General features: G+C 63.8%; 15 protein-coding genes. 11 read left to right on the top strand and 4 right to left on the bottom strand.

The genetic code is table 11. From position 1 onward, the window contains the following. Window position 1 precedes the first annotated feature (1 nt). The 5 genes from ubiB (at window position 2) to R3D65_RS07160 (ending at window position 5,213) form a co-directional block, all read left to right on the top strand. Window positions 2-1,576, top strand: a complete 1,575-nt coding sequence (gene ubiB, locus R3D65_RS07180) for a 2-polyprenylphenol 6-hydroxylase (protein WP_371274537.1) — start codon at window positions 2-4, stop codon at window positions 1,574-1,576. A 67-nt stretch (window positions 1,577-1,643) separates the two neighbouring features. Beyond that, a complete protein-coding gene (coaBC, locus tag R3D65_RS07175) occupies window positions 1,644-3,059 on the top strand; it encodes a bifunctional phosphopantothenoylcysteine decarboxylase/phosphopantothenate--cysteine ligase CoaBC (RefSeq protein ID WP_371274536.1) in 1,416 nt (471 codons plus the stop codon). Window positions 3,060-3,212: 153 nt separating this feature from the next. After that, window positions 3,213-3,722, top strand: a complete 510-nt coding sequence (locus R3D65_RS07170; protein WP_371274535.1) for a hypothetical protein — start codon at window positions 3,213-3,215, stop codon at window positions 3,720-3,722. Next, complete coding sequence (locus R3D65_RS07165; RefSeq protein ID WP_371274534.1) at window positions 3,712-4,227, top strand: hypothetical protein; 516 nt, start codon at window positions 3,712-3,714, stop codon at window positions 4,225-4,227. The genes R3D65_RS07170 and R3D65_RS07165 overlap by 11 nt, the downstream gene beginning before the upstream one ends. A gap of 65 nt (window positions 4,228-4,292) precedes the next feature. Then, window positions 4,293-5,213, top strand: a complete 921-nt coding sequence (locus R3D65_RS07160; protein ID WP_371274533.1) for a pirin family protein — start codon at window positions 4,293-4,295, stop codon at window positions 5,211-5,213. Window positions 5,214-5,306: 93 nt separating this feature from the next. On the opposite strand, the gene R3D65_RS07155 is transcribed toward R3D65_RS07160, so the two are convergent. Beyond that, window positions 5,307-6,050 carry a LuxR C-terminal-related transcriptional regulator gene (locus R3D65_RS07155; RefSeq protein ID WP_371274532.1) on the bottom strand — a complete coding sequence of 248 codons (744 nt, stop codon included), beginning with the start codon at window positions 6,048-6,050 and terminating at the stop codon, window positions 5,307-5,309. A 140-nt stretch (window positions 6,051-6,190) separates the two neighbouring features. Between R3D65_RS07155 and R3D65_RS07150 the strand changes: the two genes are divergently transcribed. Both R3D65_RS07150 and R3D65_RS07145 read left to right on the top strand, forming a co-directional pair. Beyond that, the gene (locus R3D65_RS07150) at window positions 6,191-7,072 is read left to right on the top strand and encodes a hypothetical protein (RefSeq protein ID WP_371274531.1); all 882 of its coding nucleotides are present in this window, start codon (window positions 6,191-6,193) and stop codon (window positions 7,070-7,072) included. 66 nt (window positions 7,073-7,138) lie between these two features. Next, complete coding sequence (locus tag R3D65_RS07145; RefSeq protein ID WP_371274530.1) at window positions 7,139-8,437, top strand: surface lipoprotein assembly modifier; 1,299 nt, start codon at window positions 7,139-7,141, stop codon at window positions 8,435-8,437. Between the two features lie 68 nt (window positions 8,438-8,505). Here R3D65_RS07145 and R3D65_RS07140 read toward each other — a convergent pair whose 3' ends face one another. From R3D65_RS07140 to R3D65_RS07130, 3 genes are all read right to left on the bottom strand, one after another. Then, on the bottom strand, window positions 8,506-9,162 hold the full coding sequence (locus R3D65_RS07140) for a peroxiredoxin (RefSeq protein WP_371274529.1): 657 nt from the start codon (window positions 9,160-9,162) through the stop codon (window positions 8,506-8,508). Between the two features lie 151 nt (window positions 9,163-9,313). After that, window positions 9,314-10,060, bottom strand: coding sequence for a LuxR C-terminal-related transcriptional regulator (locus tag R3D65_RS07135; protein ID WP_371274528.1), 747 nt, complete (start codon window positions 10,058-10,060; stop codon window positions 9,314-9,316). Between the two features lie 202 nt (window positions 10,061-10,262). After that, entirely contained in the window at window positions 10,263-11,849 is a 1,587-nt protein-coding gene (locus R3D65_RS07130; protein WP_371274527.1) for a peptide chain release factor 3, read from the bottom strand. Between the two features lie 277 nt (window positions 11,850-12,126). Here R3D65_RS07130 and R3D65_RS07125 point away from each other — a divergent pair, with 277 nt between their 5' ends. The 4 genes from R3D65_RS07125 (at window position 12,127) to R3D65_RS07110 (ending at window position 15,201) form a co-directional block, all read left to right on the top strand. Further along, window positions 12,127-12,339 carry a hypothetical protein gene (locus tag R3D65_RS07125; protein WP_371274526.1) on the top strand — a complete coding sequence of 71 codons (213 nt, stop codon included), beginning with the start codon at window positions 12,127-12,129 and terminating at the stop codon, window positions 12,337-12,339. Window positions 12,340-12,408: 69 nt separating this feature from the next. Beyond that, window positions 12,409-13,719, top strand: a complete 1,311-nt coding sequence (gene pncB / locus R3D65_RS07120) for a nicotinate phosphoribosyltransferase (protein WP_371274525.1) — start codon at window positions 12,409-12,411, stop codon at window positions 13,717-13,719. 5 nt (window positions 13,720-13,724) lie between these two features. Continuing rightward, on the top strand, window positions 13,725-14,183 hold the full coding sequence (gene dut / locus R3D65_RS07115; RefSeq protein WP_371274524.1) for a dUTP diphosphatase: 459 nt from the start codon (window positions 13,725-13,727) through the stop codon (window positions 14,181-14,183). 1 nt (window position 14,184) lies between these two features. Next, window positions 14,185-15,201 carry a proline racemase family protein gene (locus R3D65_RS07110; RefSeq protein ID WP_371274523.1) on the top strand — a complete coding sequence of 339 codons (1,017 nt, stop codon included), beginning with the start codon at window positions 14,185-14,187 and terminating at the stop codon, window positions 15,199-15,201. Window positions 15,202-15,293 lie beyond the last annotated feature (92 nt).

The following is a 15,293-nucleotide window of genomic DNA, read 5'->3' as shown; positions in this document are numbered from 1 at the left end:
GATGAGCACGATCGGCGCATATTTCCGGCTGGCCCGCGCGGGCTGGATCATGGTTCGCGAAGGTGTGATCGCCGCCGCGCCCGGGGAGCATCTGGAAGGCCTGCCGCGCCTTGGCTGGCAGGTGGCGCGGCTTCTGGCACGCCGCCGCGTGCGCGAGCGCGACCGCTCCGAACGCATGTCGCGGGCGCTCAATCGCCTCGGCCCCTCCTATGTCAAGCTCGGCCAGTTCATGGCCACGCGGCCGGATGTGGTGGGCCGGGAGATCGCGCTCGACCTGGCCCATTTGCAGGACCGGATGGACTTCTTCTCCGGGGCAGCGGCCCGCAAGGCCGTCGAAACCTCGCTCGGACGCGCAGTGGAGGATGTATTCTCGCGCTTCGATCCGCCCATCGCGGCGGCTTCCATCGCCCAGGTTCACCCGGCCGAAATCGACGATGTGAACGGGCTGCGCAAGGTCGCCGTCAAGGTCATCCGCCCGGGCGTGCGCGAGCGCTTCGCCCACGACAACGAAGCCTTCCTGCTTCTGTCGCAGTTGCAGGAGCGCTTCATTCCGGCCACGCGGCGGCTGCGCCCGGTGGAGGTGACGCGAACGCTGGAGCGGTCCACCCGCATAGAGATGGACCTGCGCCTGGAGGCAGCCGCCCTTTCGGAAATGGCGGCGAACACGCAGGACGATCCCGGATTCCGCCTGCCGCAGGTGGACTGGGAACGCACCGGCCGCGACGTGCTGACGATGGAGTGGATCGACGGCATCAAGATGTCGAACATCGAGGCGCTGCGCGCTTCCGGCCACGACCTGGAAAAGCTGGCCGCAACCATCATCCAGTCCTTCCTTCGCCATGCCCTTCGCGACGGGTTCTTCCATGCCGACATGCATCCCGGCAACCTGTTTGTCGACGATGCCGGCCATATCGTTGCCGTGGACCTCGGCATTGCCGGCCGCATCGGCAAGAAGGAGCGCCGCTTCCTCGCCGAGATCCTCTACGGCTTCATCACCCGCGACTACCGCCGCGTGGCCGAGGTGCATTTCGAGGCCGGCTACGTGCCCGAACACCACGACGTGGCGAGCTTTGCCCAGGCGATCCGCGCCATTGGCGAGCCGATTCACGGGCAGTCGGCCGAAACCATTTCCATGGCCAAGCTGCTGACGCTGCTGTTCGAGGTGACCGAACTGTTCGACATGCAGACGCGGCCTGAATTGCTGCTGCTGCAAAAGACCATGGTGGTGGTCGAAGGGGTTGCCCGCGAACTCGATCCGGCCTTCAACATGTGGAAGACAGCCGAACCGGTGGTGGGCGAATGGATCCGCGCCAATCTCGGCCCGCGCGGCATGGCCGAGGATGCTCGCGAGGGGCTGGGGGCGCTGGTCAACCTGGCGCGCCAGGCGCCCGAATTCTCCCGCCGTGCCGAGCGGCTGTCGCGCGAGCTCGATACCATGGCCGAAAACGGCCTGCGTTTCGACGAGGAAACGGCGCGTGCCATCGGCAAGGCGGAAGCCCGCCATACCCGTTCCGGGCAGATCGCGCTCTGGGTCATTGCCGCCTGCGCGCTCTGGATCGCCATCCAGGTGACGTGACGACCGGATTGCCTTGCGCCAAACATTGTGATTGCATTGCAATCACTGGAATTGACGGAACGCAATCATGGCCTCGATCACCATTCGGAATCTGGATCCTGCCGTCAAGGACGCGCTGCGCCGCCGTGCCGCCGCCAATGGCAGGTCCATGGAGGAGGAAGCGCGCATCCATTTCGCCGAACTCGCCGCGGCCACCGATATTCCTCCGGCGATCGCCCCGGCCGATGTGGCGGTGGATCGTGCGTCGGGCATCCGCCAGACACTCGCCGGCAAGCGTATCCTGCTCGTCATCGGCGGCGGCATCGCGGCCTACAAGTGCCTTGACCTGATCCGCCGCCTGCGCGAGCGCGGGGCTTCCATACGCTGCGTGATGACGGCAGCCGCGCAGCAGTTCATCACGGAAATGGCCGTGGGCGCCCTCACGGCGGATCGCGTCTTCACCAACCTTTTCGACAGGGCGGACGAGCACGATGTCGGCCATATCCGCCTTTCCCGGGAAGCCGACCTGATCGTCGTCGCCCCGGCCACCGCCGACCTGATGGCGAAAATGGCCCATGGCCTGGCAAATGACCTGGCATCCACCGTGCTGCTGGCGACCAACCGGCCTGTCCTGATCGCGCCGGCCATGAACCCGGCCATGTGGACCCATGCCGCCACGCGGCGCAACCGCGAGACGCTGGCGCGCGACGGCATCGCCTTTGCCGGCCCCGGGCGCGGCGAAATGGCCGAGAGCGGCGAGGCTGGCGAGGGACGCATGGCCGAGCCGATGGAGATCGTGGCGCGCGTCGAAGCCGTGCTCGACACCAGACCCAAGCCGCTCAACGGCAGGCGCATCATCGTCACCTCCGGGCCGACGCACGAACCGATCGACCCGGTGCGCTACATCGCCAACCGCTCGTCGGGCAAGCAGGGCCATGCCATTGCCGCCGCGCTGGCCCGGCTGGGCGCCGATGTGCGCCTTGTCTCCGGACCCGTGGCAATCCCCGACCCCGCCGGTGTGACCGTGACGCATGTCGAGAGCGCACGCGAGATGATGCAGGCGGTGCAAGGCCTGCTGCCCGCCGATGCCGGCATATTCGTTGCCGCGGTGGCGGATTACCGGGTGGAGAACGCCGCGGCGCAGAAGATCAAGAAGGAAGGCTCCGCCGGTGCGCCGGACCTGAAGCTGACGGAGAACCCGGACATCCTGAAGACTGTTGGCCACCATGAAGACCGGCCGCGCCTCGTCATCGGCTTCGCCGCCGAGACTCACGGCGTGGTGGAGCACGCACGCGGCAAGCTGAAGCGCAAGGGCGCCGATCTGATCGTCGCCAACGATGTCTCCGCCGGCACGGGCATCGGCGAGACCGGGGTCATGGGGGCAGACCGCAACCGCGTCGTCGTCGTATCGGCGTCGGGCGAGGATGCCTGGCCGGAAATGGGTAAGGATGAGGTTGCCAACCGCCTGGCCGCGCTCGTTGCGGAGCGGCTGACACAGTCATAACAACTTATAATATATTTTTTCTTATTAAACAACCATGAGTGACTTCCGTCACTGACATTGGCCCCTCGTTGACCGATCAGTGGGTCGGGGCTGAAAAAGCGGTGTGGCGACCTGGCAGCGTTATCCGCATCGCTCGAATGATGGAGCATGCACATGGACTATAGTGGTTTTCTCGTCCTTTATTCTGGCGGTGCCGATTCCACGCTCATTCTCGCCAGGCACAAGTCGGCGCGGCACCTGTTGCACTACACGGGCATGAACGCCTTCAAGACCAAGATCGCGGTTGCAAATGCGATGGCGCTCGACCGGCCGATCAATCTGAGGACAATTGGCGAACATCCCACGCGGGATGGAGAGGTCGGACTTTTTCACAGCCTGGAGGACAGCCTCATGGTTGCCGATGCCGCGATCTACGCGGTCAAGCATGGCATGAAGGGTCTCGTCCTGGGGTTCAACAAGGACGATATCGGCGTTCCGGTGAAGGCCATCCGGGAGATCGTCGCGCCGGTGGCGCCAGATTTCCGGATCGTGGAGCCGCTTCGCGACATGCCGGCGAAAGATGTGCGGATGCACCTTGCGGAGATCGCTCCGGACATTCCGACGGTCAGTTGCATGATCGACAGGGAATGCGGCGTCTGCCCGAAATGCCGGCGTGGCTATTGATATCCAAAGCGGCCGGCGCGGGATGGACATGCCCGCGCCGCTCAATTTACCGAAGACCGGGTCCGGACCGGTGGCAGGGCGTAAAGCGCTTGGACTCCAGCAAGCCGCCGGCAGCCTGCCGCTTCAGCCTGGCATCCGTGCGCTGCACGGCAATCCGGCAGCGCTGCTGCGTGCGTTCGACCACCCGCCATTGGCTCTGCTGAAGGCTCCCGTCTGCCGCGCGGTAAACGAAAACGCGTTCTGCCATCCAGACCTGGCCTTCATCCTGGTGGCGTCGCCGGCCGTCGGCAAGGGCAGGTGTGGCGAGGAGAGCGGACAGCGCGGCGGATATGACAAGGCGGCTCAGCATGGTTTCCGGTTCCCTTCCGATTTTCGTGGCGCAACGCCGCCGGGCAGAAAGACGCGCGATCATGGCGGCAGCATGGCCCTGCCCGTTGAACCATTGCTAGAGTATTTCGCCCTGCCACAAGCCTTGCCTGCGACCGTTGAACAATCCGTTGCCTGACCGCACATTGCGCCCGCCATCCGCGTGCATATCTTTGGCGCAATCGTCACAAGGAGGACAAGGCCATGTCCATTCGCCCGATCCGTCAGTTTTCCGGCACACGTCCGACGCTTGAAGGCGCCGGCGTCCATCTCCACCGCGTCTTCGGTTTCGGCGATCCGTCGCTGACCGATCCGTTTCTCATGATGGACGATTTCCGCAACGACCGCCCGGAAGATTATGCCGCGGGCTTCCCCTGGCACCCGCATCGCGGCATCGAGACCATCACCTACGTCCTGTCGGGCACGGTGGACCATGCCGACAGCCTGGGCAATGCCGGAACGCTGGGCGCCGGCTCCGTGCAGTGGATGACCGCCGGCTCCGGCATCCTGCACCAGGAAATGCCGAGGGGCGATGCCTTCGGCCGGATGCACGGATTCCAGCTCTGGGCCAACCTGCCGTCCGACCGCAAGATGACCAGCCCGCGCTACCAGGATATCCAGGCAAGGGACATTCCGGAAATCATCGATGATGACGGGACGAAGGTGCGCGTGATCGTCGGGGAGTTCTGGGGCAAGTCCGGCCCCGTGGACGGCATTGCCGCCGACCCCCAATATCTCGATATCACCGTGCCCGCCGGCATGCGCAAGACCTTCAAGGTCGACACCTACCGCAATGCCTTCGCCTATATCTTCGAGGGCTCGGCGACCTTCCGCGATGCGTCGAACCCGTTTGGCGTTCTGGTGGAAAAGGAAGTGAATGGCGAGGAGGTGCATGTGCGCGACATGTCGGGCAACCGCACGCTGGTCATTTTCGACACCGGCGACGAGGTGACCGTGCAGGCCGGCGAGAAGGGCGTGCGCTTCCTTCTGGTCTCCGGCAAGCCGATCCGCGAGCCGGTCGCATGGCACGGGCCGATCGTCATGAACACGCAGGAAGAACTGGCGCAGGCCTTCAAGGAACTGCGCAACGGATCCTTCATCCGCGAGGGCGCCCGCTTCGAATGAAGCCCGGCGGAAGCAGCGGAGTGCACAGGCGCCGGGCACCGGTTTCCGTGGCCTGGCGCTCCCATCCTTGCCGGCAACCGGGCTCCGCGCGTCTCACAACAGGTTGAAGAAGATCGCCTTTGCGGCCGCCGCCGTCGTGTTGGGCGCGTGCATTTTCCGGCGCGCCGAATTCAGGTAGGCCTCCACCGTCTTGCGCGACAGGGCAAGACGGTGCGCCATCTGGTCGCTTGTCAGACCGCCGGCTGCCAGTGACAGGACGGCTTGCTCCCGCGGTGACAGCGGAAAGGTCAAGTGTGCCAATGCAAGGCGGTAGTCCCGGTCGAAGGCGGTCACCAGTGCGCACATGTTTTGCGAATTCCGTGTCCAGATCGCTTCGAACGCATCGGGACCGGTATCGCCGGCGCAAAGCCCGAACCCGCCACAAGGACGCTTGCCATGGGCAAACACGGGAATGCTGACACCCGTGGAGAAGCCGAGAAGGTCATCCCTTCGCCACCGTCTTCTTTCCTCGGGCCTCATCTGGTCGAACAGGGTGGCGTCCGACCACAGAACCGGTTTGCCGGTCTCGAACAGGCGGCGCACCGAGTAGTCCTCGGCCAGAAGGCCCTTGTGTGAAATGAACCCGAGATAGCTTTCGGGATAGCTTGTCTTCCACATCGCAATGCGGCTCAGACCTTCCGGGGGGTCGAACAATGACCCGACATGGACGATCCCGTAGAACATGCTGGAAATGCCGAAGGGCGACAGGTCAAAGGCCAGCCTGTCCCAGGCAGCCTCCAGTTGAGATCCGGCGTCCCCTCCGGCTCTCCTGCTTACACCGCCCCCACTTGTGATCACCAAATAACCCTGACCCTCGCACACACGTTCAATTTATACGAGAATAGACGACCCAATCAATAGCGTAAAATTCCCGTATTGAGCGACAAATGCAACTTGCAGACAAGAAGGCTCAAGTTTTCGATCTTACGGAGAGGGAAATGCAGGATTCGAAATTCATTCATGCGCTGATTGTCTGTGCGGGCGTTCTGGCTCTGCCGGCCTGTTCGACCACGTCGCCCGTCACGACCGGGTCCACCGATCCCGCGGCAGGCGACGGCGACCCGAAGCCGACCGAAACCGTGTCGACGCCAACCGGGCTTTCCACGTCAGTGGCCGACAAGCTGGGCGACAGCACGACGCTCAGTTTCGCTGCGGACGGGAAGGAGATCAAGATTCCGGTTCACGCGTCCCGCCTGGGGGGCGAAGGGGCGCCTAGCCTTGTCGTGGACGGGCAGGACGAAAACCTCGTCATTGACGGTGTCAGCTACAAGCTGACCCATGAATCGGAATCCGACTCGATCGTGCAGGGTTCGGCCTTTGCGCTGGTCATGGCCGGTGTGGGAAATGACAACCAGGGCGCCGCCTTCATTGGCACCGGCCCGGCCTATGGCGACACGAGCGAGGGTGCCGACGTCAAGCGGTTCGATATCCTGCTTCGCGGTACGCCGACCGATCCGGCCAAGCTGCCCACTGCCAAAGCTGATTACGTGGGCGAATACGCGGCCACTTTCCTGCGCCTGGACGGAGGCGGCGTGGACCAAGGGACATTCAACGCGACGGCCGACTTCGGCGCGGCGCAGAGCGTGACCGGATCGTTTGTCAGCGATGCCACCGGAAATGAAGTTGGCACGTTGAGTGCCGCCATTTCCGGAAACGGTTTCACCGGCACCGGAACCATGACCGAAGATCCCGACGGACTAGGCGACTTTGCGGCAGCCGGCATGTTTACCGGCGACGGGGCGACGGGGATCGTCGGTGCCGGTCAGCGCGGCACTGCCTCGACATATGATGTCGTGGTCTTCGAGGGCACCAAGCAGTAACGGCCTTTCGCACTTGCCCTCATGGGCCGCCGATGCGCGGCCCATGTCCTGCCGGAGACCGACACGGTGCGCAAAATCACTGGAATCCTGTGTGCAGCACTTGTCCTGGGGGCGGTCTCCGCCAAAGCCGGAGAGGCTGATGCGTCTTCGGCTGCTTCAAGCGGCTTCGGTGCCCTTCACGAGGCGCTTGCCGCCGGCCGTTGGAGCGAGGCGGACGCCCACGCCCGCGCCCTCGATGCGGCCCTTGGCAAGGGCGATGTCTTTCGCGCCTATGCCTCAGCCACGCGCTTTGCCCGCAACGGCGAGTGCGACAAGGCGGTGCCGCTGGCGCGGCTGGCCGCAGGCGCCGTTCCAGAATTTGTCCATGCCTATGAGCCATGGGCGCGCTGCCTTCTGCGCGACGGCAACCGGCAGGGCGCCATCGATCTCTATGCCGGGGCAGCGCGGCGCCTCCCGCCCGGCCCGATGAAGGACTTGGCGCTGCGCAATGCCGCGGCCCTCGAACCGGATCGCGACTGGCGTTTCTCCGTCAGCGGAACATTGACGCCATCGACGAACACGGTCCGCCAGACATCGCAGGACAGGATCGGCTTCCTGTCCATCAGCGAGGAGTCTCAGGCAAAACCGGGCGTCATGTTCGGAGGCGATGCCTTCGCGACCAAACCGCTGTTTTTTCGCGGACGTCTTTCGGCCCTGGTACGATTGAGGATCGGTTTCCGCCATGAAACGGCAGAAAACCTCTTCCACCCGGTCGCCGGCGCCGAGATGGATTTCGTCTATTCCGCCAGCGCCCGCACGAGCGTTTCGCTGACCCCGTTCTACGAGCACATGTGGACCGGAACCAGCTCCTACCGCCATGCCGCGGGAACACGCCTTGCCGTGGTCCATGCCCTCGATTCGCAACGCCTGCTTCGCCTCACCGGCAGCCTGGCCTGGCACGACTATGCCAATGATGCGCGTGACGGGCTGCAAGCCGCGCTGTCATTGACCCATGAGCGCATGATCGGCGCCGATGACCGCGTGACGCTATCGGTGTCGGCAGCCCGCAACGGCGCGCGCATCCCGGTTCTACAATCGTATCAGGCCAGTGTCAGCGCCGAATGGGAACATGCCTTTGCCAACGGCTTCGTGCCAAGCATCGGAGCCACCGCCTTGCTGCGGCGCTACGATGGCAATGCGCCACTGTCATCGCAAAAGCAGTTGGACACGTATTTGTCGGCGCAGATCGGTATCAGCCATCGCAATATCCGCCTTGGCCGGTTGCGCCCGGAAGCAGTCTTCTCGGCAACGCGCCAGTTCTCGAACAACCCGTTCTATGATTACACGGCGTTCGATGGCGGCCTTCGCCTGAAGGCGGCGTTCTGAGACCCCCGGGAAACAGGAACCCGGCGGGTGTGCCGCCGGGTTCTTCGTCAGGTTGAAGAATGGCTGCCTCAGGCCGCCGGATCCTTGATCGTGCGCAGATAGGGCAGCACGACATTCACGTCGCCGAATTTCTCCCTGGCCTGCTCGGTGGTCAGTGACAGCGCCACGATCACGTCTTCGCCCGGTGTCCAGTTGGCCGGCGTGGCGATCGGCACGCCATCGGTCGCCATAACGGCGTCCAGCGCGCGCAGCACTTCCGCGAAATTCCGGCCCACCGACATCGGGTAGGTCATCATCAGGCGCACCTTCTTGTCCGGGCCGATGATGAAGACGGAACGCACCGTGGCCGTGTCGGCCGGGGTGCGGCCATCCGGCAGATAGGCTTCCGCCGGCAGCATGTCGAAGGCCTTCGACAGTTCAAGGCCGGTATCCGCGACGATGGGGAAGAAGGCGTCGGCCTTGGCGACCTGTTCGATGTCGCCCTTCCACTTCCTGTGTTCCTCGACATTGTCGACCGAAACGCCGAGCACCTTCGTGCCGCGCTTTTCCCACTCGGCCTTGAGCTGTGCGACGGCACCGAACTCTGTGGTGCAGACCGGGGTGAAATCCTTCGGGTGGGAAAACACGATGGCGTAGCTGTCGCCGATGAAGTCATGCAGGGCAAAGGAACCCTGGTCGGTCTCGACGGTGATGTTCGGGACGGTGTCGTTGATACGAAGCGCCATGGAAGCACGTCTCCTTGTCTGGTTCGGGGAAAATGGTTCTTGAGTGATATATTGAAAATGCGCAGCGATTTTGACTGCGGCGGTGCGACGCAGCATCGACGGCACGGGTAGAAGGCCGCGAACCGGTCTTGCAAGCTCTGCGCGGCTGCGATCAGACCATCTGGAAGAAGACAGCCTTGGCCACCGCCTCCGCCGTGCTGCGCGAACGGGTCTTGCGTCTTGCGGCGGCGAGATAGGCTTCCGCCGTCTTCGGCGACAGCTTCATTTCGTAGCCGCACTGCGCCACGGTCATGCCGCTGGCGATCAGCGCAAGCACCCGGATTTCCTGGCGCGACAGACCAAAGAACGTCTTGGCGAAGGGATGCCGGAAATGCGCGTCGAAGCAGGCCAGTTGTTCAGCAAGATCGTCGCAACGCCCGTCCAGAAGCCGGTCGAAGGCTGCCGCATCCTGGGCACTGTGCCGCAAGCCGAAGCCGCCGCAGATCTGCCCGGAACCGGAAAAGAGCGGCACGGAGACCCCGACATCCATGCCGTGACGCCGGTTGATCGCGCGCCGCTCCTTCTGGACAGGCGTCGCATCCACCCAGACCTTTTCGTCATGCCAGAAGCAGATACGCCGATGATGCAGGCAGCATTGGGCCAGGCGGTCATGCGTCAACGGGTCGCCGGCCAGGACCTCCAGAAAGCTCTCGGGAAAGGTCGACTTCCAGACACACTTTTCGTGCAGGTTGGCAAGCGCCTTTATCGTGACGCCCACGGCATAGACGCCATAGAAAATGCCATCCACCTGATATTCCCGCGCCAGCCATGATTCCAGCGCCGACCATAGCCGGTCCGGGTCATGTCCATCGGCTTGAGCCAGACCGAGCCAGCCTTCAAATTGTCTTGACAGTCGCATCTGCGCCCCATCCCCGCATGCTTATTAGCAGCACGGATCAGGCGTGAGAAACCTAGGGAAATGCCTATATTGTTGATATCGCAATCATTGGGCTATTTCAGCGCAACCTGATGCGGAGAGGGGTGACCCGCCCCGCTTTCAGGGGGAAGCCACGCGCCAATTTGTCCCGGCGCGTGGCTTCTCTCTTTTTGGAAAACGCGGTTCAGGCAGCCGCGCGCACCTGGTAGTCCTTGACCGCCTTGAATGTCACGGCCTTCCAGCGTTCCGCCTCATAGTTCAGCGAAAAGGCGTTCTGCGCCAGGAAGACCGGATCGCCATCCAGATCGCGGGCGATGTCGCCGCGATGGGCATCCATGAAACGCTGCAGTTCGCCCTTCTCCGCCTCCATCCAGCGGCAGACCGAGAAGCGGGCCGGCTCGAAATCCACCGGCAACTGGTATTCCTGTTTCAGCCGTTCACGCAGCACGTCGATCTGCAGCGCGCCGACGACGCCGACGATGGAGGGCGAGCCGTCTTCGGGATTGAAAAGCTGCACCACGCCTTCCTCGGCCATCTGTTGCAGCGCCTCGTTCAGCTTCTTGCCCTTCATGGCGTCCATCAGGCGCACGCGGCGCAGGATTTCCGGCGCGAAGTTCGGCACGCCATGGAACAGCAAATCCTCGCCTTCCGTCAGCGTGTCGCCGATGCGCAACGTGCCGTGGTTGGGAATGCCGACCACGTCGCCTGCCTTTGCCTCGTCGGCCAGCTGGCGCTGCGAGGCAAAGAAGAACTGCGGTGCCGACAGCGTGATCGGCTTGCCCGTGCGCACCAGCTTGGCCTTCATGCCACGCGACAGCGTGCCGGAGCAGACGCGCGCGAAGGCGATGCGGTCGCGGTGGTTGGGGTCCATGTTGGCCTGGATCTTGAACACGAAGGCGGTCATCCTGTCTTCGGTCGCCTCTACGCGGCGGATATCGGCCTCCTGGGCGCGCGGCGCAGGGCCGTAATCCACCAGCGCGTCGATCAGGTCGCGAACGCCGAAGTTCTTCAGCGCCGAGCCGAAATAGACCGGCGTCAGATGCCCTTCCCGAAAGGCCTGCCGGTCGAAGGGCTTGCAGGCCTCGCGGGCGAGATCCACTTCCTCGATGAAGGCATCGCGCTCGTTTTCCGGCAGCTTGCCGCTGGCGGCTTCGGCCTGCGGGCCGTTCACCGGCGTGCGCTCGACCTCGTCATCGGAGCCGCGCACGGCATTGCTGGCCAGTTCATAGGTTCCGCAAAAGGTCTTGGAGCGGCCGATCGGCCAGTTCACCGGCGCCGTGTCCAGCGCCAGTTTCTGTTCCACCTCGTCGAGGATCTCGAACGGGTCGCGGCTTTCCCGGTCCATCTTGTTGACGAAAGTGACGATGGGAATATCGCGCAGCCGGCAGACCTCGAACAGTTTCAGCGTGCGCGGCTCGATGCCCTTGGCCGCGTCGATGACCATGACGGCCGAATCCACCGCCGAGAGCGTGCGGTAGGTATCGTCGGCGAAGTCCTCGTGGCCCGGCGTGTCGAGAAGGTTGAAGACGCAATCCTTGTATTCAAAGGTCATCACCGAGGTGACGACGGAAATGCCGCGCTCACGCTCGATCTTCATCCAGTCGGAGCGGCTTTGCACGCGGTTCTTCTTCGCCTTGACCTCGCCGGCAAGCTGGATGGCGCCACCGAAAAGCAGCAGCTTTTCCGTCAGCGTGGTCTTGCCCGCGTCCGGGTGGGCGATGATCGCAAAGGTGCGGCGGCGTGCCACCGCCTGTTGGTTTGTCTCGGCCATGGGTGGGGATTATCCGGTCTCTCGATTGGCCGGGCTTTTAGCAATTCGAAGGCGCCATGCCAAATGCCAAATCGGACAAGGGGCCGAACGCTCTTGACATGGATACCAAATCCCGGCGTCTGACTTGAGGTGACGGAAGCCGGCGACTGGCCATGACCGATGCCTTCATGCCGGACGCGGCCAGACGCCAGCACGAGGAGATGGGCTTTCACGCCGGCTGGAACGCCGCCACCGATCAACTTGAGACGCGGGCGAATTACCCGCCGGCCGTTATGTCATGGCGACACTTACCGGCCCGTATGACCGGCTTTACGATGCTTTCTGCATGGTGTCGGGCTGGCTGCGCGGCCGCGGGCTGAGCGTGGACGAGGTTTGCAGCTCCGGAAGCCGGTTTCCCGCTGCGCAGGCTGAAATCTACCGCATTACGGCGGTCGATTGCGATGACCCTGCTTTCTGGAAAACGGATCTCCTGCTGAAACTCACCGATTGAGCGCGCCCCCCTTGGCTTGCGCCCCGCCCTCGCCTAAGACTTCACGCTTGGCTCGGAGGAAGGGGCGCCATGACTGGTACGACGACCGATATCGCCAAACGCGTCTATGACCACACGTGGAAGCTGGACCCCATCGTTCGCTCCCTGCTGGATACGGACTTCTACAAGCTGCTGATGCTGCAGATGATCTGGAAGATGCATCGTGACGTCCAGGTGCGGTTCTCGCTCATCAACCGCAAGCAGTCCGTGCGGCTGGCCGACGAGATCGACGTCAACGAATTGCGCGAACAACTCGACCACGCCCGCTCCCTGACCCTGACGAAGAAGGAGATGATCTGGCTGGCTGGCAACACCTTCTATGGCCGCAAGCAGATCTTCGAGCCGGAATTCCTGTCGTGGTTCGAGCATTTCCGGTTGCCGCCTTACGAGCTTGCCGTGCGTGACGGCCAGTTCGAGCTGGAATTCACCGGTTCCTGGGCCGAGACGACCATGTGGGAGATCCCGGCGCTCGCGATCATCAACGAGTTGCGCTCGCGAGCTGCGATGCGCGGCATGGGGCCCTTCGCGCTGGATGTGCTCTATGCCCGCGCCAAGGCCAAGATGTGGGAAAAGACGGAGCAACTGAAGCGCCTCCCGAACCTGCGCATATCCGATTTCGGCACGCGCCGCCGTCACTCCTTCCTGTGGCAGCGCTGGTGCGTGCAGGCGCTTAAGGAAGGCATCGGCGACGCCTTCTCCGGCACCTCAAACGTGCTCCTTGCCATGGACAGCGATCTCGAAGCCGTCGGCACCAATGCCCATGAACTGCCCATGGTCTATGCCGCCCTGGCCGACACGGACGCGGAAAAACGCACCGCGCCCTATCGCGTCCTGGCAGACTGGAACAAGCTTTATGGCGGCAACCTGCTCATCGTCCTGCCCGACGCCTTCGGCACTGCCGCCTTCCTGCGGGATGCGCCAGACTGGGTGGCCGACTGGACCGGGTTTCGTCCGGACAGCGCCCCGCCGATCGAGGGCGGCGAGCGCATCGTCGAATGGTGGCGTGCGCATGGCCGTGACCCGAAGGAAAAAATCCTGATCTTTTCCGACGGGCTGGACACCGACACGATCATCAAGACCCATCGCCATTTCCATGGCCGCGTCCGCATGGCTTTCGGCTGGGGCACCAACCTGACCAATGATTTCAAGGATTGCGCGCCGCAGCGCAACGAACAGCTCAAGGCCATTTCGCTGGTCTGCAAGATCACCGAGGCGAATGGCAAGCCGGCTGTCAAACTGTCCGACAACCCGGAAAAGGCCACCGGCGACCGGCAGGTCATCAATGACTATATCCGCATTTTCGGCAGCGCCGAGCGCGTGTCCCACAAGGTCGAGGTGTGAAAGCGATGGTGCATCCCGTTGTCGGCGTGGTCCGCCTCCCGCATGGTCAAGGCATCGATTTGCCGGCTTATGAAACCGATGGCGCTGCCGGAATGGATCTGCGCGCCGCCGTGCCGGCCGATACCCCGCTGACGCTTTCGCCGGGCGCGCGCGCGCTTGTGCCCACCGGGCTGGCGCTGGAAATTCCCGCCGGCTTCGAGGCGCAGGTGCGTCCCCGCTCCGGGCTTGCATTTCGCCATGGGGTCACCTGCCTCAACACACCGGGGACGATCGACAGCGACTATCGTGGCGAGGTGAAGGTGCTGCTCGTCAATCTCGGCCAGGATCCCTTCACCATCGAGCGGAACATGCGCATCGCCCAGATGGTCGTCACACCGGTCACGCGCGCGGTGCTTGAGGAACGCACCCATCTTGGAGACACGGCGCGCGGCGCCGGGGGCTTCGGCTCCACGGGCACGAACTGACATGGCGGCCGCGCTTGCCGTTACCGACATGCATACCGGCGGCGAGCCGGTTCGCATCATCACCGGCGGCTGGCCGGATGTGCCGGGTGCAACCATCCTCGACAAGCGCGCCCATGCCATGGCGCAGCAGGATCATCTGCGCAGGCAACTGATGTGGGAGCCGCGCGGCCATTTCGACATGTATGGCGTGCTGCCCGTGAAACCCTCCGTGCCGGGCGCGGTTCTGGGCGTCCTGTTCATGCACAATGCCGGCTGGTCCACCATGTGCGGCCATGCAACGATTGCGCTGGGCCGCTGGTGCATCGATCAGGGCATGGTTGCCATCAGCGCGCCGGTCACGCGCTTCGTCATCGAGTGCCCCTGCGGCCCGGTGGCCGTCTCTGTCGCCATCGAGGACGGCCGGCCCGGCGCCGTCGCCTTCGAAAGCGTGCCGGCCTTCGCCGCAGCACTGGACCAGACCGTCGAAATCGATTGGCCCGGCGGCGAACGCTTCTCCGCACGCTATGATCTTGCCTATGGCGGGGCTTTCTACGCGGTCGCCGATGCCGCGCAGTTCGGCCTTGCATTCGGCCGCGATCCGGCCGCACGTTTCATCGATACGGCTGCCCGCGTCACGGATGCGCTGCGCGCCTCTGCCGCGATCAGCCATCCGGACGACCCGCGCCTCGGCTTTCTCTATGGCACGATCCTGACCGATGGCCACGATGCGTGGTCGCCGGAACCGACGCGCAACATCTGCGTCTTTGCCGAACGCCAGGTGGACCGCTCGCCCACGGGCTCAGGCGTCACCGCGCGTCTTGCGCTCATGCATGCCCGCGGCCTGATACGACCCGGCCAACAGCGCATCTTCGAAAGCGTGACCGGCTCCCGCTTCACCGGCGAAATAGCTGCACTGGAGCGCAATGCCGCCGGCGAAACCATCATTGCCCGCGTCTCCGGCCGCGCGCACTATACGGGCAAGGCGGAATTCATCGTGGAAGAGGATGATCCCCTGCGCGGCGGATTTCTCGTCCGGTAGAAGAGATTTCCTGAAATTCCCCATATTCGGGAATGGATTTTCCTTCACTGGACAAGCCATGCGTGCCGGGCACTCGCCTTTGCCGCGCCATG

The organism is Zhengella sp. (genome assembly GCF_041397485.1).
GTDB lineage: Bacteria > Pseudomonadota > Alphaproteobacteria > Rhizobiales > Rhizobiaceae > Zhengella.
The sequence above is the reverse complement of the archived record's forward strand: the minus strand, read 5'-3'. Positions and strand labels throughout refer to the sequence as shown.

What these genes read in the sequence shown, in the direction of transcription:
- ubiB (WP_371274537.1), top strand. Translation starts at nt 2, where the DNA reads ATGAGCACGATCGGCGCATATTTCCGGCTGGCCCGCGCGGGCTGGATC.
- coaBC (WP_371274536.1), top strand. Translation starts at nt 1,644, where the DNA reads ATGGCCTCGATCACCATTCGGAATCTGGATCCTGCCGTCAAGGACGCG.
- R3D65_RS07170 (WP_371274535.1), top strand. Translation starts at nt 3,213, where the DNA reads ATGGACTATAGTGGTTTTCTCGTCCTTTATTCTGGCGGTGCCGATTCC.
- R3D65_RS07160 (WP_371274533.1), top strand. Translation starts at nt 4,293, where the DNA reads ATGTCCATTCGCCCGATCCGTCAGTTTTCCGGCACACGTCCGACGCTT.
- R3D65_RS07150 (WP_371274531.1), top strand. Translation starts at nt 6,191, where the DNA reads ATGCAGGATTCGAAATTCATTCATGCGCTGATTGTCTGTGCGGGCGTT.
- R3D65_RS07140 (WP_371274529.1), bottom strand. Translation starts at nt 9,162, where the DNA reads ATGGCGCTTCGTATCAACGACACCGTCCCGAACATCACCGTCGAGACC.
- R3D65_RS07135 (WP_371274528.1), bottom strand. Translation starts at nt 10,060, where the DNA reads ATGCGACTGTCAAGACAATTTGAAGGCTGGCTCGGTCTGGCTCAAGCC.
- R3D65_RS07130 (WP_371274527.1), bottom strand. Translation starts at nt 11,849, where the DNA reads ATGGCCGAGACAAACCAACAGGCGGTGGCACGCCGCCGCACCTTTGCG.
- R3D65_RS07125 (WP_371274526.1), top strand. Translation starts at nt 12,127, where the DNA reads ATGGCGACACTTACCGGCCCGTATGACCGGCTTTACGATGCTTTCTGC.
- pncB (WP_371274525.1), top strand. Translation starts at nt 12,409, where the DNA reads ATGACTGGTACGACGACCGATATCGCCAAACGCGTCTATGACCACACG.
- dut (WP_371274524.1), top strand. Translation starts at nt 13,725, where the DNA reads ATGGTGCATCCCGTTGTCGGCGTGGTCCGCCTCCCGCATGGTCAAGGC.
- R3D65_RS07110 (WP_371274523.1), top strand. Translation starts at nt 14,185, where the DNA reads ATGGCGGCCGCGCTTGCCGTTACCGACATGCATACCGGCGGCGAGCCG.